This window comes from Psychromonas sp. SA13A (assembly GCF_011378715.1).
Classification (GTDB): Bacteria; Pseudomonadota; Gammaproteobacteria; order Enterobacterales; family Psychromonadaceae; genus Psychromonas.
On sequence record NZ_WTKU01000006.1, the window covers coordinates 68,969 to 89,145 of the forward strand.

Genomic DNA, 20,177 nt, shown 5'->3' on the forward strand with positions numbered 1-20,177 from the left:
CAACCTTGACAGATAAAATAGGTAAATTTTATCTGTCTTTTTATTTGCTCTTAACTTTATCTAATCTTTATGGAAGCCTTATGAAAACAACTTTTATCAATACACACTTTAACAAAAAAAGTATCTTAGCGGTTTTAGCATTCAGCTTATTCAGCGCTAGTGTTTTTTCTGCCCCTTCTGTTGAAAACACAGTTGAACAATATGGCTTTCCGCTTGCTTTGGTTAATCAAATTTATACGGGCGATATTACGCCTGCCGATATGCTTAAAAAAGGCGAATTGGGTTTAGGCACAGCCGATAACCTTGATGGTGAACTAGTAGCTCTTGATGGTGTGGTTTATAAAATAGAACTTGATGGATCATTAGTCAAAGCACCTGCAGAGTTAACAGCACCTTATATGAGCATGTTTAAATTTAACCCTAACCAACACATAACATTAAAAGATGTAAGTTCCTTAGCAGAGCTCGGTGATAAATTAAGCGCACAAATGACATCTAAAAACAGTTTCTATGCTTACAAAATCACAGGTACTTTCAAGCACTTAAAAATGGCATCAGCAGAAAAAGTTGAAAATGATAAAGTGCCATTAATGGAGTATTTAAAAACACGCGTAATGTACAACAAAGAAAATATTAAGGGGACATTAGTAGGGCTATATACACCTGAATACCTAGGAAATATTAGCATTCCTGGCATGCACTTTCATTTTGTATCAAGCGATAAAAAACTAGGTGGTCATCTTGAAGGTATTAGTTTTGATCAAGTCAGCGTTGAAATCGAAGAAATAAACAAGATCAACTTAACATTGCCGCAAGTGACTAAATTTAGAGAACACAAACTGCAACAAGTAGCGGTTCCAGCAGCCAATAAGCATAAATAAAAGATTCAACAATATTTAGGTTAAATCACTAACTCCTAGATTTGTACAAATAATTTGAATGCCAACTTTCTATCAATGATTGTTGGCATTTTAGCTTTAAAGCCCTAAATTACTGAATAATAGTGAGCAGTTCGCGATGGTTCATTAAACCTAAACTCATTTATCGATAACAATACTGTTATCTAATTTATTAATATTCATTGATAACGTAATAAAATCAGCCCAATGCAATGTCTCGCTTTTATTTATATCTGCATATTCAGTGAACACATTAAAAGCAATCGCCTTTCCTAACCTATCAACAACGATACTTCTAAATTTATTAAGAGAGCCAATTAATAGAGGGTCAAGCAATGGCATAAACTTTAAAAACAGCGCTTGTGATAATCCATAGCGGTTTTTAGGTGTGATGATCATCGAGGGTTGAAACAAACTTAATCGTTCAAAATTAAGCGCTTTTAACGCATCTTCAAGTTCGCCTTTACTGCGTAAATAAAATGAACGTGAGGCTGCGCTAGCCCCCACTGAACTTAATAATTGAAAGTGAGTAATACCTGCAGCTTTGCATGCGATTGCAAAATCTAACACCGCTATTTTGTCAATTTCAACAAACGCTTGTTTGCTCATTTTTGAAGGTTGTCCAACACCAAGAGTACAGATTGCAATCTCATGCCCCTGCAATAATGAACAGTAAGAATCCGGTTTACAAACATCAACTTGATGTTGCTGTATGACTTCACCAACAATATTATTTGCTTGATTTCGCCCCAATAAGGTTAATTGACCTAACTGCGGAATTTTAGAGAGTTGCAGCGCAGCTTGATTACCTACTGCGCCGGTTGCTCCTAGCATAATGACTTTCTTTAAATTCATATTATGTTCTACCTTAGTTGAAAATGAGTCAGCTTAACTTTGTGCTATTTTAAGGCCGATAATGCCAACACAAATAAAAGCAAGGCTGAAAAATTTCAATAAAGAAGCTGATTCACCGAATAATACAATACCTAAAATAGCCGTACCTATAGCACCTATGCCAACCCACACTCCATAAGCGGTGCCGACGGGTAAAGTTCTCACTGCCAGCCCCAATAAAGTGAAGCTTATGATCAACGAGGAGACCGTCCAAAGGGTTGGCCACAACTTTGTAAAGCCTTCTGTGTACTTCAACCCAACTGCCCAGCTAATTTCAAACAAACCTGCTAACACTAATAAAAACCAACTCATACTCATCCCCCATTATTGGGGTCGTCCCCACTATTAGATTGAGAGATGAGGCCGTCCTCACTTCTTTAATTTTTTAGGTTCGATTACTGACCGCTAGTGAGCGCAACTTTAACACCAAATCCCACTAAGACACTACCAACCACTTTTTCAATCTTTTGTTTATGAGTATTAAACTTTTTCACCAACGCAGGATGACTAAAAAATAACGACACCACTGTAAACCATAAAACATGTGCTAAACAGATGATTAATCCATATAACAGTTGCACCCAAACGGGTGTTGTTGGATTAACCACTTGCGTGAACAAACTCAAGAAGAATAGTGTTGTTTTAGGGTTTAATGCATTAGTAATAAAACCCAGTTTGACAGCCCCTAGACGAGATAACTTAGGCTCAACCGTTTGCCCTTCTGCGCTCAATTTACCTTTGGAAGTGAAGGTCTTATAACCAATATAAATAAGATAAGCCGCGCCTAAATATTTGATCAATGAGAATAAAATGATTGATTTTGAAATAATAATCGCCAACCCTGCAATCGAATAAGCAACATGGATCCAAATTGCCAAACCTATGCCTAATGCAGAGTACAAGCCACTCTGCCTTCCATGAAACATACTGTTACGCGTGATCACCACAAAGTCAGCACCTGGACTAATCGCCATAAAAATAGCAATCACACTGACAGAAAGCAGTTCGGGTAGATAGTTTGCGATGTCCATTTATGAGTCCCTGTTGTTGAAAAATTATTTATGCAGACATCAATATCATTTATTTGATGCCGCGTATATTTTTTAAAGTTTGTATTAAAGTGATAAAAGCCATTTATATCCACATCAAAAAATATTCGAGTAGCTTATTTACATTCAGAATATGGATATTTTTGCCAATGATATTCCATTTGCTTTGCCGTTTTCTCTGCCAATGAGAATGTTGTTAGCTCGGAGACTAAGTGCAAACTCATATCTATTCCAGCCGAAATACCTCCCGATGTAATATATTTGCCTTGAGAAACCCAACGTTGATTATCTATTACCTTTAACTTCGGATAATCCGCCTTAAGATCATCAATATCTTGCCAGTGCGTGGTGACTGTCAAACCATCTAACAATCCCGCTTCAGCCAAAATAAATGCACCAGTACATACTGATAGCACCCTTTCTGATTTATCAGCAACATTCGCCACCCAAGCGATCACATTTGTTTTTTTAACTTCCTCTGTATGCACGCCACCAACAACTATCAGAACATCAATATCGGGATGCGCATCAAAGCAAAAGTGTGGTTGTATAGGAAACCCGCCTCGCGCCTGCACAAGCGCCAGTTTTTCGGCAATCAAGAAGATATTCCAATCATGCCCAGCCAAACGCTTAGCGGTACTTAACACCTCAAATGGACCAGAGAAATCAAGTACCTCTGCATTATCGTATATGTATATTCCAATATTCATCGGTTATGTTTCCTTCTTGAATAACGAACTATATTTAATATATATTTTAAATAACATTGTTATGTTTGACTTTGCTCCGTTATTGCATCTACTAAAGGAATTAGATCTTCAAAGTCTTCATACTCTTTATGTATATTTCCATGCGTAGACCTTGTATCTAGTTTGTCACTAATAGCTGTAAATTTTTTATCTACTTCAGAAGAGCTTGTATTATTTATTAAGATCTGCTTTACAGTAGCCCTCCAAAACTGAATTTCTTTTGAGTATTCAGCAATCCTTTTCAACAAAAACAATCTTTGCCGTTTATATAATAAACGATTCTCTTTAAGCTCATTAGTAATTGACAGCAGATCTTTTTTTATAACTAAAGAACTAGTTCTATATTCTTCTTTAATGTCGTTATATTCTTCTTTAATGTCGTTATATTCTTTTTGTATATCATCATTCTTCTTTCTAATTTTTCCCAATTTATGGTTTAGTTGATTACTATTAAATAAAGAAAATATGTAAAAAAACACACCATAAATAATCGCTGTTATAAATGCGTGATCAACAGCAAGATTAAATTTACTTTGGATATTTTTATCACTTTCTAAACTGAAATTTAGATCTTTTAAATTTAAAGCTTCACAACATTGTTCTGAATTATTTTTTAGAGGAATGAGAAGGCGGACATTAGTTGTCGGTTTTATGCTCGACATTGTTATAATTTTTTTTCCTTCTGGTGATATTGAATTTTTTACTAACTCAACTTGTATCGCCGAAGAAACTATTATCGATGAGAGATCTACGTCATATGGAATAGAGAATCTAAGGTTATTAATAGTATGCTCAGAAAAATTTGAAATATCTAAGGGTTGAAAAATAAACTCTTTAGATTCGAATTTATCACCAATCGTTACAACACCATTATCACTAATGAAATATGAAAGACCTGAATTCATTACAAATGACACGATGATAGCCAAAGCTACACTAAGCATCTGAGATATTTGACTACTCATGAAGTTTCCTCAAATTATAATAATAGATTAAGTATGATATTCAAATTTACCAAACGAATAGATCGAACAATCATTTTTACTTTATTTTGATAATACCGTACTAAGCCTAATACTTTAATAAATTGCTTAAATTAACTTGGATTAATATAAAGTTATTCATTGCGATATTTATAATTTTTAGAAAATGACCAAGTAAAATACTACCCTTACTTTTATCAATTTAAACTGTTGAATAAAAAATGATAACTTGGATCTGAAAGTGACTCGGTGTCATTTCCTTTGCCTACTTTCTTTTCTGACAAAAGAAAGTAGTGTCGCCGCAAGGGCGAAATAACAGCTAATAATGGCGACAATGAATAGATGAACGCAGACGAATTATTACCATCAATTATTAAAATAAGTGTTAAATTACTATTAAGCGAAATTGAAATAAAGAAAAGGATACAACATGGCATTTCTGCAAGAAGAAGAGATCAACTGCCCCTATTGTGGTGAAACCATCACCATACTACTTGACCCCTCTGATACCGATCAAGAATATATTGAAGATTGCCAAGTGTGCTGCCAACCTATTAACTTCTTTGTTAGTGATGATGAAAACGGCGAATTAAGTGTTAATGTGAGTAGTGATAATAGCTATTAGATGGCAGCCATTAAGACATGTTTACCGAACCACTACATATAGGTTTATCCACAAAAAAACCGCAATAAATATTATTTATTGCGGTTTTTTAATATGCTAATTTTTTATGGTCACTTTTTATGATAACTTTTTATGATAACTTTTTATGATAACTTTTTATGATAAGAAAGGTTACCTTAAACAACGGTAACTCAATTGTTAATCATTAAGCATTCAAATGTGCTAACAATTTTTCAGCCACCAGCTCTGAACTTGCAGGGTTTTGACCTGAAATAATCAAACCATCTTGTACTGCAAAAGCATTCCAATCATCTACTTTTTGGTAATCTGCACCGCGTTTAATCAGTTCATCTTCCACTAAAAATGGCACAATATCAGTTAATTGAACTGCAGCTTCTTCGCTATTCGTAAAGCCAGAAACCGCTTTACCTTTAACTGCAAATTCACCGGCACTATCTTTAACATCTAATAATACTGCACTTGCATGACATACCGCCCCTACCGGTTTATTAGCCGCTAAAAAATCTTCAATCAATTTGATTGATTTAGTATCTGTCGCTAAATCCCATAATGGCCCATGGCCACCAGGGTAAAATATTGCATCGTAATCAGCTTCATTCACTGATGATAACGCCACTGTATTAGCTAGTTGTTGTTTTGTTTCAGCATCTTCATCAAAACGTTTAGTGGCGCCAGTAACAAAATCCTCCATCTCGCTTGATGGATCAATGGGTGGTTGTCCACCTAATGGCGATGCTAATGTAATATCAAGACCTGCATCTTTAAAAACGTAATAAGGGGCTGCAAACTCTTCAACCCAAAAGCCTGTTTTATTGCCTGTATCGCCTAGTTTGTCATGTGATGTTAGAACCATTAATATTTTCTTACTCATGATAATGCCCTTAATGTTGATTGTGTTTAATAGCTAGTTATTAGCTGATTTGAAAAGTATAAACCTTACACAAAATTGAACAATGCATACTTTATCAACAACATTGTTACAATAATTGATACAATTAAAAAATTATATGAGCATGCACTAGAGATATCTGACTTGCGAATAAGTCATGTTGAGTCATAGCCGAAATAATAAAATTATTTACTATCAATCAATTAGATTAAAACATGTGTAGTAATCAATGTATTACTCTAAGCAACACCCATAAATGAAGAAAAGAGGTCACTGTGGAACTGTCATTTGAACAATTAAAAAGTATGGTGGTGTTTGCCCAAGTTATTGAGCAAGGTAGTTTAAGTGCAGCTGCAAAACATGTTGGATTGTCACGCGCCGTTGTTAGCTACCATATTAAAAAACTAGAAAGCCAATTAGGTATTAAACTGCTCAATCGCTCGACTCGAAGCATTGCATTGACTGAAGCTGGCAGCGAATATTATCAACGGTGTAAAGTGATTGTCGAACAAGCCTTAGCTGCAAATCAGCAAATAGAAAACTTAAAAAACAACCCAACGGGGTTAATTAAAATAACCTGCCCAATGAATGTTGGGTTACACGCCATCGTGCCTGCGTTGAATGCTTTTGCGAAGCTTTATCCTAATATTCAACTAGATGTAAACCTCAGTGATGAAGTGGTAAATATTATAAAAGAAGGTTTTGATATTGCTATTCGTGGTGCGGAATTAGCTGACTCTGGTTTACAGGCAACTAAGCTATCAACTTTGAATACCTGCTTGTGCGCTGCGCCTGAATATTTACAAAAACATGGACGCCCTACAACTCCTGCTCAATTAACGGCACATCAATGGATCCTTTATAAACTTGCACCTACTACGTTAGAACTTAAAAAAGGAAGTCGTTCCTATAGCGTTAAATTAAAAGGAAATATCAGCACCAATAATGCCGCAGCACGTACTGCTTTTGTTGAGGGAGGTCATGGTTTAGGACGTATTCCAAGTTATGATGCACTGCCTAAAATAAAGTCTGGACGCTTAGTGCAGTTACTCTCTGACTATCAATTTAATGATATTGAGGTGTATGCCGTCTTCCCTCCAGGTGCTGCAGAATCTAAAAAATTGCGGTTATTAATCGATTACCTAAAAAATTACTTTAAAAAAGGTCAACAGGGCCTGAGTTAAGCATTAATTCGAGTATAATTTAAACGTTTTTGTTTTAGGTAGGTTGATCTTTTGATATTATTTTGTAAACAAAAGTTAAGTTAAAAGAACAACAGATCCCAGCTAGTTAACAAAAATTTAACATCTTTTAAGCCGATCTTCGTTGAATTCCTATACAATTAATTATCGGTATGTATTAAGACATACTTTTATTCACTAAGAAGATTTTATTATGCCACTCAAACGTCCTTTATATATCCCCTTTGCAGGGCCTGCACTGCTAGAAACGCCACTATTAAATAAAGGCAGCGCTTTTTCATCAGATGAACGCGATAATTTTAATTTAACGGGTTTGTTACCACACACTATTGAAACCATTGAAGAGCAGTCATTACGTGCATATCAGCAACTGTCTTCATTTAAAAGCGATCTTGATAAACATATCTACCTACGTAACATCCAAGATACTAATGAAACCTTATTTCATCACCTCATTGAGCAACATATCGAAGAAGTAATGCCGTTGATTTATACACCTACGGTTGGTCAAGCTTGTGAGAAATTTTCTAAAATATACCGCCGTAAACGTGGTCTATTCATCTCTTACCCAGAACGTCATAAAATTGATGATATGTTACAGAATGCTACTAAACAAAACGTAAAAGTGATTGTAGTGACCGATGGTGAACGCATTTTAGGTTTAGGCGATCAAGGTATCGGTGGTATGGGGATCCCAATTGGTAAACTGGCCTTATACACAGCCTGTGGCGGTATTAGCCCAGCGCATTGCTTACCTATTTTATTAGATGTAGGTACTAATAATAGCCAACTAATTAATGACCCAATGTACATGGGCTGGCGCAACCCTCGCATCACAGGCGAAGAGTATAATGAATTTGTAGATTTATTTATTCAAGCGGTGAAACGTCGTTGGCCAGAGGTGTTATTACAATTTGAAGATTTTGCACAAACCAATGCGACACCATTGTTAAACAAATATCGCGATCAACTATGTTGTTTCAATGATGATATTCAAGGTACTGCTGCCGTATCCGTAGGTACGCTGATAGCGGCTTGTTTAAATAAAGGGCAAAAGCTTAGCCAACAAAATATTGCCTTTTTAGGCGCTGGCTCTGCAGGTTGTGGTATAGCTGAGCATATTATTAGACAAATGCAACGTGAAGGTTTGACTGAAGAACAAGCTCGCAAGCGTGTATTTATGGTTGACCGTTATGGTTTATTAACGGATAACATGACTGACTTACAAAGTTTCCAAACGTCTTTAGTACAAAAGGCAACTGATATCGAAAACTGGGATCACAGCCAACCATTAGGGTTAGAGCAAGTGGTTAAACAAGCTAAGATAACCGTGTTATTTGGTGTTAGTGGTCAAACAGGTTTATTTACGCAAAGCATTATTGAAAGCTTATGTGCAAATACTGAAAATCCGATTGTATTACCGCTGTCAAACCCAACTTCTCGCGTTGAAGGAACACCGCAAGATATTACTAATTGGAGTAATGGCAAAGCGATTATTGCAACGGGCAGCCCATTCCCTAACACTCTATTTAAAGATCAATCTTTTGAAGTATCGCAATGTAATAACAGCTATATTTTCCCAGGTATTGGTTTAGGTGTATTAGCCTCACGCGCAAGAGGGATCAGTGACAATATGTTAATGGCGGCTAGCCAAGCCTTAGCTGATGCATCAATGGATTATGATAAAGCACCGGGTGCACTATTACCGCCATTGGCAGTGATTAGAGAGATCAGTGAGAAAATAGCTTACGCCGTTGCAAAACAAGCCATAGCAGATGATTTAGCATTGCCTGTAACAGAAGAGAACATGCAACGTCGCTTGCAAGACAACTTCTGGTTACCTAAATACCGTAGCTACCGTCGTACTTCTTTCTAGGAACAGTAATTCGTTTCAGGAAAGAACAGTTAAACGACAACCTCGCTAACTGTTAACTAGCTAACTGTAAATAAAAAAAGAACAACAAAAAAGCCGCACTTGAAATTTCTAAAGTCAATGAGCGGCTTTTTTGTATGCCCGTTACCATTCAAGATGCGAAGTTCAGTATATCGATGGGTAACAAGTATACTTATTAATTAATTCCCATCGCATAACGCATAACTCTATTTTTAATCTGCCCCGATTGTTGCGCTACACCTAAAAAGCTTTTTCTTATGATACGAATCAATGGGTCATCTGATTTACTGACTTTATAAAACACATCCATGCCTGTTTGCATTAATAGATTGGCAGGTCGTCGCTGACATTGGTAGCGTTTTAGTAATTCAGGTATCGGCAAATCACTGCATTGAGTGAGTAATTCAACAAGGCATTGCACATCCTTAAATCCTAAGTTAACTCCTTGTCCAGCCAATGGATTAATACTATGTGCAGCATCACCAACTAAAACGACACTACCTTGATAATAATGTTTAGCATGGCGTCGAACCAATGGAAACCCACCTTTGTTATGCACTTCAAAATCAAAATCAAGTTTAGGAAATTCAGTTAGAATGGCTTGCTTGAGTTGCTGGTTAGTTAAGCTTTGCAGTTGCTTTATTTTCTGTGGGCTGTGATACCACACTAAACTCGCATTATTACCCGCTAGTGGTAAAAAAGCACAGGGCCCTGTTTCTCTGAATTCTTGCCACGTGACACTTTGCTGTGGGCAGTCCGTGGTGATATTAATTAATAAACAATGTTGACGATAATCCCAACTTGTAACTGGCATTTGTAAGTGTTTACGTACTGCTGAGTTACCACCATCACAGGCAAGCAATAACTCAGCTTTGATGATCTGCTGATCCGCAAGAGTCACTGTCACACGTTGATGGTTTTTGCCATTATCTTGCTCAAGACCTTGAGTAATATCGACTACTTGAGTATTTTCATAGAAGTGAACGTTTGCTAACTGTTTAAGGCGTTGCCACAATACCGCTTGGATCCAACGATTCTCTGCGATATAACCTAATTGTTCTGCGCCTATATCATCACTTGAAAAAACTAACTTTTGACTGACCTTTTCCCACGTCTGTAAACCTTGATAAGCACATAAGCGCTCTAATGGAATATCGTCCCAGACTCCCGCTTGCTCAAGTAAGTGCTTACTTTGCGCGCTAAACGCTGAAACACGGAGGTCAAAGGGGGCATCTTGCGCTGGCATTTGTACCGAAGACTTTTCAATCAGGTGTAATGTATCACCATGCTGAGCGAGTAATAATGCAGATAACGCACCGACCATTCCACCGCCAACAATAATTATTTCTCTATTTGCCATTACACCCTCAATTTTTGAATTGACCTTGAATTTTTGCATTGGTATTGAATATCCATTGTACGTAAAAGAAAGCGACTTGGGAAAATTAACCTGATTTTTTAATTGCTTAAAATCAAGATACAAGCGGTTACCAAGATAAAAATAAAAGTGAATGAAAAGCATGCAAACAAAAAGTAGCATGATTGCTTTGATATGCGTAAAATGCGACCTCGTTTTAAGAAACACACTAATTAGTCAGCATAGTAGGCAGTGAATATGAGCATGAAATTACACGTTAAAACCTGGGGTTGTCAGATGAATGAATACGATTCATCTAAGATGGCGGACCTTTTAAGTGCAAGCAACGGATATGTTTCTGTTGATGAAGCAGAAGATGCTGACGTGATCTTACTCAATACCTGTTCTATTCGTGAGAAAGCGCAGGAAAAAGTATTCCACCAATTAGGTCGTTGGAGAAAACTAAAAGAAAAAAATCCTAATATCATTATTGGTGTTGGTGGCTGTGTTGCTTCACAGGAAGGTAAAGCTATACGTCGTCGTGCGCCTTATGTAGATATTGTTTTTGGACCACAAACGTTACACCGTTTACCAAAAATGATTCAAGATGTGAAAGAAAACAAAGGTAACGTGGTTGACGTTAGTTTCCCTGAAATTGAAAAATTTGATTCAATGCCAGAGCCTAAAGCAGACGGTGCAACGGCCTTTGTTTCGATCATGGAAGGTTGTTCTAAATATTGTACTTTCTGTGTTGTACCTTATACACGTGGTGAAGAAGTTAGCCGTCCGTTAGATGACATTTTATTAGAAGTTGCGCAGCTTGCAGAACAAGGTGTGCGTGAGATTAATTTATTGGGTCAAAATGTAAATTCATACATTGGTGCAATGCATGATGGTGAAGAATGTAGCTTTTCTGAATTATTACGTTACGTAGCCTCAATTGATGGTATTGATCGTTTACGTTATACCACCAGTAACCCAATTGATTTTACTGATGAAATCATTGACGTTTACCGTGATACACCTGAATTAGTTGATTTCTTGCATTTGCCTGTTCAAGCAGGGGCGGATCGTATTTTGAACTTAATGAAACGTGGCCACACGATAGCGCAATACAAAGAAAAAATTGCCGCATTAAAAGAAGTTCGCCCTAACCTGACCATCAGCTCAGATTTTATCGTTGGTTTTCCAAATGAAACGGATGAAGATTTTCAGCAAACAATGGATCTGATTAACTTTATTGGTTTTGATACTAGCTACAGCTTTATTTATAGCCAACGTCCAGGCACTCCAGCAGCAGATATGCCTGATGATGTGACCTTAGAAACAAAGAAAAAACGCTTAGCTATCTTACAAGATCGTATTCATCAGCATTCGCAATTGATTGGTCGCCGTATGGTCGGCTCAGTACAACGAATTTTAGTTGAAGGCCCTTCTCGTAAAAACATCATGGAATTATGTGGGCGTACTGAAAACAACCGTATCGTAAATTTCGAAGGTGATCATCGTTCAATCGGTGGTTTTGTTGATGTTGAAATTACAGAAGTACATACCAACTCAATTCGTGGTAAGTTTATCCGTGGAGAATCAGAAATGAATCTACGTGAATCAATTCGACCAAGTGATATTGTGAATAAAAAAGCAAATAAGCTTGGTGTTGAAACTTTTATCCCAGCTTAATTTTTATTTTTATAATTTTTAGCTCAGCAAAAGAAGGCGTTACAATTTGACCACAAAATTAACGACAGTACATCTTGAATTAGTCCCAGCAGACAAAGACCGTTTAGCGGTTTTATGCGGTTCATTTGACGATAATATTAAACAAATTGAACGCCGTTTGGGTGTTGAAATCATTTATAAAGATGCGCAGTTTCAAGTAGTAGGCGAACACCGTTATGCCCAAGCTTGCAGTGATTTATTAAATGACTTGTACATTGAAACACAGCCTATTAAAGGCAAAGCACCGCGCTTATCCGATGAAGATGTACATTTAGCTTTACAGAATTTATTCAGTGAACATCGTTTGTTAGAAGTAAAACCAGCCTCTGAAGATCCTGGTTTTAAAAGTTTAACCATTAAAACTAAACGTGGTGTGATTAAACCGCGCGGTGAAAACCAAACTAAATACGTCAGTAATATTTTACGTAATGATATTACCTTTGGTGTTGGCCCTGCCGGCACGGGTAAAACTTACTTAGCTGTGGCTTGTGCAGTTGAAGCCTTAGAACGCCAAGAAGTGCGTCGTATTCTATTAACACGCCCAGCGGTTGAAGCAGGCGAAAAGCTAGGTTTTCTACCAGGTGATTTATCACAAAAAGTAGATCCGTACTTACGCCCTTTATACGACGCATTATTTGAAATGTTAGGTTTCGAAAAAGTTGAAAAGCTAATTGAAAAAAATATCATTGAAATTGCACCGTTGGCTTACATGCGCGGACGTACTCTAAATGATGCTTTTGTTATTTTGGATGAAAGCCAAAATACGACAACAGAACAAATGAAAATGTTTCTGACCCGTATTGGTTTTAACTCTACAGCGGTTATTACCGGTGATATCACGCAAATTGATTTACCACGTCATCAAAAGTCTGGTTTACGCCATGCCATTGAAGTATTAGGCGAAGTCGATGAAGGTATCAGTTTTAACTTTTTCTTAGCCGATGACGTAGTACGCCATCCGGTTGTTGCGCGTATTGTGAAAGCTTACGATGCCTTTGATAGAAAAAAAGAAATTGCAGAAAGTGAAGCGAGTAACGCGTAATGGAACTTTATGTGGATTTACAGCTGGCGACTGAAGACCAACAAGCACTGCCAGACTTAGCCCAATTAGAAAAGTGGATAAGTACAACCCTCCTTGCAGCTAGCGATGAAATGCGCGATGATGCGGAACTAACGGTGCGTATTGTAGATAGTGAAGAAAGTCAGCAGTTGAATCACCAATATAGAGACAAAGATAAACCAACTAATGTTTTATCTTTTCCTTTCCAAAATCCGCCTGGGATCACTTTACCCTTATTAGGGGATCTAGTAATCTGTAAACAGGTGGTTGAAAAAGAAGCAATGGAACAACAGAAAGCGTTGACCTCACATTGGGCACACATGCTAGTACATGGTACGCTGCATTTATTAGGTTACGACCATATTGATGATGATGAAGCAGAAGAGATGGAAAGCATTGAAACTAAACTACTGATTGAGTTAGGTTTCAGTGACCCTTATTTAAGCGAAAAAGAGTAAATAAAATTAATGTCGGAAGATTATCATTCTAGCAACGAGCAGCCTAAAGAAGGCCTGCTCGATAAAATCGGCAACCTTTTCCAAGGCGAGCCAAAGAGTCAAGAAGAGTTATTAGATGTGATTGATAGCGCTAAACAGCGCCAAGTTATCGATCAAAAAACCAAAGAAATGATAAAAGGTGTGATCGACGTATCTAAGATGCGCGTTCGAGACATCATGATCCCACGTTCACAAATGGTAACCCTAGGTTTACATCAGCCTGTTGAAGAGTTGTTGCCAGAAATTATCAGATCTGCACACTCCCGCTTTCCTGTTATCACAGAAGATAAAGACCATGTCGTCGGTTTGCTATTGGCAAAAGACTTGATTCAATATGGTTTCAGCTCGGATCCAGATGATTTTAAAATAGAAGATATTCTCAGAGAAGCCGTAGTGGTGCCTGAGAGTAAGCGCTTAGATACCCTATTAAAAGAGTTCCGCAGTCAACGTTACCATATGGCTATCGTCGTCGATGAGTACGGTGGTGTATCTGGCTTGGTCACTATTGAAGATATTTTAGAAGTGATTGTGGGTGAGATTGAAGATGAATTTGATTACGAAGAAGAAGATGAAATTCGTCAAATAGGTAAACGTACTTATACTGTAAGTGCACTCACCACTCTGGCTGATTTTAATGCTTTTTTTGAAACTGATTATAATATTGAAATTCAAGATACGATTGGCGGTTTAATTTTGCATGAGCTAGGTCACTTACCTAGCCGTGGTGAAAAAATAACTATTGCAGAGCATAAGTTTAAAGTCACTAATGCAGATAATCGTCGCTTAGTACAGTTACAAGTACGTGTTCCAAAAGAACTTAAAAAAGAGCTCAAAAGAGATTGAAAAAAAGCTTAAGCAAATTACAGGGCAAGATCATCTCTTCTCTGGCCGCGCAATTAATAATTGCAGTATTGTTAGGCGCGATACAAGTATTTGCTTTTGCACCTTTTCAACAATGGTGGGTTTTATACCCATCCTTTGTTGGCTTGTTTTTATTGCTGCAACAAACGCAATTAGTAAACAAAAAATTATTCTTAGTCTGCTTTAGTTTTAACTTATCAATGTTCATTGCCACTATGCATTGGATCTATGTCAGCATGGATCTTTTTGGCGGAATGCCGAGTATTGTTAGCGGCTTATTGATTGTTGTGTTGTGTGCTTATCTCGCCTTATTTCCAACCCTCGCGTTATGGTTAAGTTATAAAATTAAATTACCAGAAAATAGTTCAGCTATTAGGTTGCTACTCATTTTACCTAGTTTGTGGTTGCTCACGGATTGGTTACGGGGTTGGGTATTAACGGGTATGCCTTGGGCCTACCTTGGTTACAGCCATGCAGATACCCCATTAGCAGGGTTTGCTCCTATATTTGGTGTGCAAGGCATCACTTTAGCGGTAATGCTTATTTGTTGTGCGCTGACGTTAATATTAATCAAACAATTTCAGCGCTTATCTTGCTTGTTAATTATTTTTTTAGTGTCGAGTGGTTATGCTTTAAAACAACTGACCTTTACCGAATTACAACCAGCGGTCAACGTTGCATTAGTGCAAGGTAACATCGATCAGAATGAAAAATGGAAAGCAGACCAGCTGTACCCTTCTTTGTTCAAATATTTAGACTTGTCCAAGGCAAGTTCGAAGCTCATTTCTCCTGCAACAAATAAAAACAGCCCTGATACTATTCCGCAAAAGAGTAACCAAGCGCAGACTAATGATAATGAGTTAATCATTTGGCCTGAATCCGCTATTGCAGGCTTGGAAATAGACATGCAGCGTTTTTTACAACCTTTATCAAAAGAGTTGGCACTACAAGGAAAAACTCTATTAACCGGAATTATTAATTATAATATTAGAGAGAATGAGTATTTTAATACCATTATCATGCTTGGCAAACTCCCTGAAGGACAAGGTTATTCACCAATAAGTCCAAATAGATATAATAAACATCACCTTTTACCGATTGGTGAGTTTGTGCCCTTTGAAGATATTTTACGCCCGTTAGCGCCTTATTTTAATTTACCCATGTCGAGTTTTAATCGAGGCCCAGAAGTGCAAAAAAACCTAAGCTTTGAGCAAACAACCTTAGCCCCTTCACTATGTTATGAAATTGCCTTTCCCGAACTATTGCGAAAAAATGTTGGTATAGAAACGGGCATGATTATTACCCTGAGCAATGATGCTTGGTTTGGACACTCAATTGGCCCTGCACAACATTTAGAGATAGCCAGAATGCGTGCTATTGAGTTAGGACGTCCGTTATTACGTAGTACCAATAACGGGATCACCGCTATCTATGACAGTAAGGGTAATGAATTAGGGCGATTACCATCAAATACAGCCGCAGTATTAAGACGTTCAATACAGCCAGCCTATGGACAAACCCCCTATCAAAAAATGGGCCAAATCCCTTTATTTATTTTTTGTTTTTTTGCTTTATTATCAGCTTTTATTTTAAACAAAAGACAAACCGCTTAATCGTCAGTACCTTCACAAAAACTATTTCCTAAACTGCTCTCTCAGAGGTTGATTAAGGCGTGTTATGAAAAATAAAATCCTTACGTTTCGCGATAAAAGCTTTCAAAAAAAATTGTGGACCTTGGCACTACCTATCACTCTACAATCACTACTTTATTCATTTCTCGGGTTAGTAGATATTCTGATGGTGAGTCAACTTGGCGAATCTGAAATTGCTGCCGTCGGCTTAGGTAATAAAGTATTTTTCTTTAACTTATTAATGATGGTCGGTGTCAGCCATGCAGGCGGTGTGCTCGCCGCTCAATATTTTGGTGCCAAAGAGCTTTCAGGCTTACGTCGTAGTTTAATCACCTCTTTATTAATTAGTTTTGTTGTCACCCTACCTTTTGTTGCATTTTATGTGCTCTCACCAAGCACTGTCACAAGTTTAGCCAGTGATGACCCTGTATTGCTTGTTTTTGCTAACCAATATTTAAAAATCACAGCCTACAGCTTTTTATTTATCGCAGTCGTCTTACCATTAGAAACCGCACTACGTTCTGCTGGCGATACTAAAACGGCCATGAATATTAGTTTTTTAGTGCTGCCACTGAACGCTTTTTTTAACTATATCTTAATATTTGGGCATGCTGGTTTCCCCGCTATGGGAGTAGAAGGCAGTGCTTGGGGAACTTTTTTAGCTCGCGCTATTCAAATGCTATTATTGATATTATTTATTGCTAAAAAAAGGCCTTTTATCTTAGCCAGTTTAGTAGAGATAAAGACTGCTTTATCGCTGTTAGACATCAAACGTTATTTGAAACTTGCAATTCCAATGATATTGCATGATAGCGGATGGGCTTTAGGTGTTTTTGTTTACACGCTGATCTTTGCCATGATTGGTGTGCAAGAACTAGCAGTAATGAGCATGGTATCGACGATAGAACAAACGATATTCGCCTTATTTATCGGCGTAGCAATTGCGAGTGGTACCATGATTGGTCATGAGCTAGGAGCAAAAGCATTCGATAGAGCTTGGCAACAGGCTTGGACATTTATTTTATTTGTGCCGGTTTTAGCATTTATATTTATACCGCTGATCATTTATTTTAGAGAGCCGGTATTATCGCTATTTCCTTCACTTTCTGCGTCCGCTAATGCGAGCGCATCACAAGTGTTACTGGTACTTGCTTGTGCCCTGTTTATTCGTGTTGTGAACTTTATCGGTATTATTGGCGTATTACGCAGCGGTGGAGATATCAATTACAGTACGTTTATGGATATTTTTTGCATGTGGTGTGTTGGTATTCCACTGACTTACGTTGCAGTTACTTATTATAATTTCAGTTTAGTAGAAGCTTATATTGTTACGCTTTCCGAAGAGTTAATAAAAGTAATATTAGTCATTCATCGTGTGCACAAAAAACACTGGCTTAGGAATGTATTACCTACTTAAACCTGAACGATAAAGGGCGTCACAAACAATTTATCACTGCTATTTATAACGCAAACTGATACCATATTTTTTTGATTTTTAACTAACGCTAAGGAAATCGCATGTTTTTAAAAAAAACGGCCATTATAACACTTACTTCACTATTTTTGACCGTTGGATGTATCTCTATTTCTACTACTGAAACTGAACAAAAAATTCAGCAAACACTCACCGAACAAGCGACAAAAATTACAGAGTTAGAAACTGAATTAATGACTTCTAAAGCAGATATTGAGCAAAAACAAAACTCATTAGAAGCTGTACAAACTGACTTAGAAAAAACCCAAAAAGAAGCGCAAACACTTAACCAACAATTAGCTCAGCAAATAGCAAAACAAAAAGCTGCTGCAGCAAAAACACCCAAAAGAAGCAATGTTGTAGTTAGCAAAGTGAGCAAACGCGATATTTATCTAGATAAAACGGTATTGGGTCAAACTGAATGGCTATATATCAATAAAGCGAAGAAAAGTTTTAGAGCACGTGTTGATACTGGTGCCGCTACCTCGTCAATTAACGCGGTGAATATTCAACATTTTGAACGTGATGGTAAAAATTGGGTTCGATTTAACATCGCACACGATAAAGATGCAGAAGCCAACATCATTGAAGCAAGAATAGATCGTTACGTGAAAATATTACAGTCTAGTGAACCTGGTGAAAGAGATCGACGTCCAGTGATCAAGCTTAATGTTCGTATGGGTGGTATTACTCAACAATCTGAATTTACCTTAACCGACCGTCAACATATGGACTATGCAGTACTCATTGGGCGTAGCTTTATACAAGACGTGATGATTGTTGATGTTAGCCAAGATTATATTCATCCTAAGTATCAAGCTGAAGATAATAAATAGGAAACCCCCATGAATGCTCGTATTTTCTTTTTCACCTTAGTAGCAGGACTTTTTTTACTGGGTGTGTTTCAAACAGTACAACGCCATTTGGCTTTTGATATTCCTTGGATGCCAGGTGAAACACGGTCGGTCTGGAATATTGATGCCAAGATTGAATTTGAAGCGACTGGAAAACCTGTACTCGCCTCATTGAGTACGCCAAATAGCCAAGCGGGCTATACGCAAATCAGTCAAAATGCAGCTTCTCCGGGTTACGGTTTATCTTTTTTATATGAAGATAATAAACCACAAGCACAATGGACAATCCGCCAAGCGACAGGTCCTCAGACACTTTATTATAATATTCAGCTGTTAGTTGATAGTGATAGTGTGGATCAACCCATCACTAAGATGCCTGAGTTATTTGATACTGAATATGGTGCTGCTGGCTTAGCCGCTGGCACTGATATTATTAAAGATGCCTTTAAAACTAGTGCAGATGCTTTTAGTTTCACCCGCGAAATTTTAAAGCAATTAAACACTGAACAGCCTAATCAAAGCATAAGATTAGTCCTTGCGTCTAAAAGCTCTAAAACAAACATTCTGATTGGATTACTTAACGAAGCTAAAATTCCTACTAAAAAAGTGGGAGCATTAGCTTTAGAAGATGGTCGTCGTCGTCAGCATTTGCAACCTTTGGTTGAAGTTTTCCAAGAAAAAAATGGAAAAATTGAATCTCGCTTATTTGATGCTTCAAGCCTTCAAGAGGTGGATCGCAAAGATCTATTACTGTGGGATCAAAGTGGTAAAGCATTATTAGAATTAACTGGAGGAGTGAACTCTAAAGTCAGCTTCTCAATGATTCAGCAAGACCAACCAGCGTTAGCGGCTATTTTGCAAAAGAATGACAACGAACATTTATTCAATTTCTCGATCCATAGTTTACCTATTGAAGATCAGTCTTTGTTTAAAGGCATCTTAATGATTCCATTGGGTGTGCTGATCGTAGTTATGATGCGTGTTTTGATTGGTTTAAAAACATCTGGTACTTTCATGCCGGTATTGATCGCAATGGCCTTTATTCAAACTAGCTTAATCACTGGTATTGTCGGCTTTGTGATGTTGGTGGCAGTAGGTTTATTCATTCGCTCCTATCTTTCTCACCTAAATTTATTACTCGTTTCACGGATATCGACAGTGATAATAATGGTTATCTTACTAATCGCCCTATTTGGTGTTTTGTCTTATAAACTTGGCTTAACCGAAGGCCTCAAAATCACCTTCTTCCCAATGATCATCTTATCTTGGACCATCGAGCGCATGTCAGTGTTATGGGAAGAGGAAGGTGCTAAAGAAGTATTCAAGCAAGGTGGCGGTAGTTTGATCGTGGCTGTATTTGCTTACTTTGTAATGAGTAATGATGTCACTAGACACCTAATGTTTAACTTTATCGGACTGCAATTTGTGGTCATGGCGCTAGTATTATTACTGGGTAGTTACACTGGTTACCGCTTATTAGAATTACGCCGCTTCAAGCCATTAGTGGACAAGGAGTAGC

General features: G+C 37.4%; 19 protein-coding genes. 12 read left to right on the forward strand and 7 right to left on the reverse strand.

The window, feature by feature from the left end:
- The first annotated feature begins 80 nt into the window (after positions 1–80).
- Positions 81–881, forward strand: a complete 801-nt coding sequence (gene budA, locus GQR44_RS07685; RefSeq protein ID WP_166370927.1) for an acetolactate decarboxylase — start codon at positions 81–83, stop codon at positions 879–881.
- A gap of 156 nt (positions 882–1,037) precedes the next feature.
- Here the strand turns inward: budA and GQR44_RS07690 are convergent, their stop codons facing one another.
- The 5 genes from GQR44_RS07690 to GQR44_RS07710 form a co-directional block, all read right to left on the reverse strand.
- Positions 1,038–1,754 carry an NAD(P)H-binding protein gene (locus tag GQR44_RS07690; protein WP_240923595.1) on the reverse strand — a complete coding sequence of 239 codons (717 nt, stop codon included), beginning with the start codon at positions 1,752–1,754 and terminating at the stop codon, positions 1,038–1,040.
- A gap of 33 nt (positions 1,755–1,787) precedes the next feature.
- The gene (gene sugE / locus GQR44_RS07695; RefSeq protein WP_166370929.1) at positions 1,788–2,105 is read right to left on the reverse strand and encodes a quaternary ammonium compound efflux SMR transporter SugE; all 318 of its coding nucleotides are present in this window, start codon (positions 2,103–2,105) and stop codon (positions 1,788–1,790) included.
- An 83-nt stretch (positions 2,106–2,188) separates the two neighbouring features.
- A complete protein-coding gene (locus GQR44_RS07700) occupies positions 2,189–2,824 on the reverse strand; it encodes a LysE family transporter (protein WP_166370931.1) in 636 nt (211 codons plus the stop codon).
- Between the two features lie 134 nt (positions 2,825–2,958).
- Positions 2,959–3,552: a DJ-1/PfpI family protein gene (locus GQR44_RS07705; RefSeq protein ID WP_166370933.1), complete on the reverse strand. Its 594-nt coding sequence runs from the start codon at positions 3,550–3,552 to the stop codon at positions 2,959–2,961.
- Between the two features lie 59 nt (positions 3,553–3,611).
- Complete coding sequence (locus GQR44_RS07710) at positions 3,612–4,556, reverse strand: hypothetical protein (RefSeq protein WP_166370935.1); 945 nt, start codon at positions 4,554–4,556, stop codon at positions 3,612–3,614.
- Positions 4,557–5,004: 448 nt separating this feature from the next.
- On the opposite strand from GQR44_RS07710, the gene GQR44_RS07715 reads away from it, so the two are divergent.
- A complete protein-coding gene (locus GQR44_RS07715; protein WP_166370937.1) occupies positions 5,005–5,199 on the forward strand; it encodes a CPXCG motif-containing cysteine-rich protein in 195 nt (64 codons plus the stop codon).
- A 205-nt stretch (positions 5,200–5,404) separates the two neighbouring features.
- On the opposite strand, the gene GQR44_RS07720 is transcribed toward GQR44_RS07715, so the two are convergent.
- A complete protein-coding gene (locus tag GQR44_RS07720; RefSeq protein WP_166370939.1) occupies positions 5,405–6,091 on the reverse strand; it encodes a type 1 glutamine amidotransferase domain-containing protein in 687 nt (228 codons plus the stop codon).
- A gap of 293 nt (positions 6,092–6,384) precedes the next feature.
- On the opposite strand from GQR44_RS07720, the gene GQR44_RS07725 reads away from it, so the two are divergent.
- Positions 6,385–7,293: a LysR family transcriptional regulator gene (locus tag GQR44_RS07725; protein WP_166370941.1), complete on the forward strand. Its 909-nt coding sequence runs from the start codon at positions 6,385–6,387 to the stop codon at positions 7,291–7,293.
- Between the two features lie 208 nt (positions 7,294–7,501).
- Positions 7,502–9,187: an NAD-dependent malic enzyme gene (locus GQR44_RS07730; RefSeq protein ID WP_346774332.1), complete on the forward strand. Its 1,686-nt coding sequence runs from the start codon at positions 7,502–7,504 to the stop codon at positions 9,185–9,187.
- 193 nt (positions 9,188–9,380) lie between these two features.
- On the opposite strand, the gene GQR44_RS07735 is transcribed toward GQR44_RS07730, so the two are convergent.
- Positions 9,381–10,565 carry an FAD-dependent monooxygenase gene (locus GQR44_RS07735; protein ID WP_166370945.1) on the reverse strand — a complete coding sequence of 395 codons (1,185 nt, stop codon included), beginning with the start codon at positions 10,563–10,565 and terminating at the stop codon, positions 9,381–9,383.
- A gap of 255 nt (positions 10,566–10,820) precedes the next feature.
- Here GQR44_RS07735 and miaB point away from each other — a divergent pair, with 255 nt between their 5' ends.
- The 8 genes from miaB (at position 10,821) to GQR44_RS07775 (ending at position 20,176) form a co-directional block, all read left to right on the forward strand.
- On the forward strand, positions 10,821–12,242 hold the full coding sequence (gene miaB / locus GQR44_RS07740) for a tRNA (N6-isopentenyl adenosine(37)-C2)-methylthiotransferase MiaB (protein WP_166370947.1): 1,422 nt from the start codon (positions 10,821–10,823) through the stop codon (positions 12,240–12,242).
- 46 nt (positions 12,243–12,288) lie between these two features.
- A complete protein-coding gene (locus GQR44_RS07745; protein ID WP_166370949.1) occupies positions 12,289–13,323 on the forward strand; it encodes a PhoH family protein in 1,035 nt (344 codons plus the stop codon).
- On the forward strand, positions 13,323–13,799 hold the full coding sequence (ybeY, locus tag GQR44_RS07750; RefSeq protein WP_166370951.1) for an rRNA maturation RNase YbeY: 477 nt from the start codon (positions 13,323–13,325) through the stop codon (positions 13,797–13,799). The genes GQR44_RS07745 and ybeY overlap by 1 nt, the downstream gene beginning before the upstream one ends.
- A gap of 9 nt (positions 13,800–13,808) precedes the next feature.
- The gene (locus GQR44_RS07755; RefSeq protein WP_166370953.1) at positions 13,809–14,681 is read left to right on the forward strand and encodes a transporter associated domain-containing protein; all 873 of its coding nucleotides are present in this window, start codon (positions 13,809–13,811) and stop codon (positions 14,679–14,681) included.
- Entirely contained in the window at positions 14,678–16,312 is a 1,635-nt protein-coding gene (lnt, locus tag GQR44_RS07760; RefSeq protein WP_166370955.1) for an apolipoprotein N-acyltransferase, read from the forward strand. The genes GQR44_RS07755 and lnt overlap by 4 nt, the downstream gene beginning before the upstream one ends.
- Positions 16,313–16,376: 64 nt before the next feature.
- Positions 16,377–17,747 carry an MATE family efflux transporter gene (locus GQR44_RS07765; protein ID WP_166370957.1) on the forward strand — a complete coding sequence of 457 codons (1,371 nt, stop codon included), beginning with the start codon at positions 16,377–16,379 and terminating at the stop codon, positions 17,745–17,747.
- A gap of 101 nt (positions 17,748–17,848) precedes the next feature.
- Positions 17,849–18,640 carry an ATP-dependent zinc protease gene (locus GQR44_RS07770; RefSeq protein ID WP_166370959.1) on the forward strand — a complete coding sequence of 264 codons (792 nt, stop codon included), beginning with the start codon at positions 17,849–17,851 and terminating at the stop codon, positions 18,638–18,640.
- A 9-nt stretch (positions 18,641–18,649) separates the two neighbouring features.
- A complete protein-coding gene (locus GQR44_RS07775) occupies positions 18,650–20,176 on the forward strand; it encodes an inactive transglutaminase family protein (RefSeq protein WP_166370961.1) in 1,527 nt (508 codons plus the stop codon).
- Position 20,177: the final 1 nt, after the last annotated feature.

Coding starts and splice junctions, on each gene's coding strand:
- budA (WP_166370927.1), top strand. CDS start 81: ATGAAAACAACTTTTATCAATACACACTTTAACAAAAAAAGTATCTTA.
- GQR44_RS07690 (WP_240923595.1), bottom strand. CDS start 1,754: ATGAATTTAAAGAAAGTCATTATGCTAGGAGCAACCGGCGCAGTAGGT.
- sugE (WP_166370929.1), bottom strand. CDS start 2,105: ATGAGTTGGTTTTTATTAGTGTTAGCAGGTTTGTTTGAAATTAGCTGG.
- GQR44_RS07700 (WP_166370931.1), bottom strand. CDS start 2,824: ATGGACATCGCAAACTATCTACCCGAACTGCTTTCTGTCAGTGTGATT.
- GQR44_RS07705 (WP_166370933.1), bottom strand. CDS start 3,552: ATGAATATTGGAATATACATATACGATAATGCAGAGGTACTTGATTTC.
- GQR44_RS07710 (WP_166370935.1), bottom strand. CDS start 4,556: ATGAGTAGTCAAATATCTCAGATGCTTAGTGTAGCTTTGGCTATCATC.
- GQR44_RS07715 (WP_166370937.1), top strand. CDS start 5,005: ATGGCATTTCTGCAAGAAGAAGAGATCAACTGCCCCTATTGTGGTGAA.
- GQR44_RS07720 (WP_166370939.1), bottom strand. CDS start 6,091: ATGAGTAAGAAAATATTAATGGTTCTAACATCACATGACAAACTAGGC.
- GQR44_RS07735 (WP_166370945.1), bottom strand. CDS start 10,565: ATGGCAAATAGAGAAATAATTATTGTTGGCGGTGGAATGGTCGGTGCG.
- miaB (WP_166370947.1), top strand. CDS start 10,821: ATGAGCATGAAATTACACGTTAAAACCTGGGGTTGTCAGATGAATGAA.
- ybeY (WP_166370951.1), top strand. CDS start 13,323: ATGGAACTTTATGTGGATTTACAGCTGGCGACTGAAGACCAACAAGCA.
- GQR44_RS07755 (WP_166370953.1), top strand. CDS start 13,809: ATGTCGGAAGATTATCATTCTAGCAACGAGCAGCCTAAAGAAGGCCTG.
- GQR44_RS07765 (WP_166370957.1), top strand. CDS start 16,377: ATGAAAAATAAAATCCTTACGTTTCGCGATAAAAGCTTTCAAAAAAAA.
- GQR44_RS07770 (WP_166370959.1), top strand. CDS start 17,849: ATGTTTTTAAAAAAAACGGCCATTATAACACTTACTTCACTATTTTTG.
- GQR44_RS07775 (WP_166370961.1), top strand. CDS start 18,650: ATGAATGCTCGTATTTTCTTTTTCACCTTAGTAGCAGGACTTTTTTTA.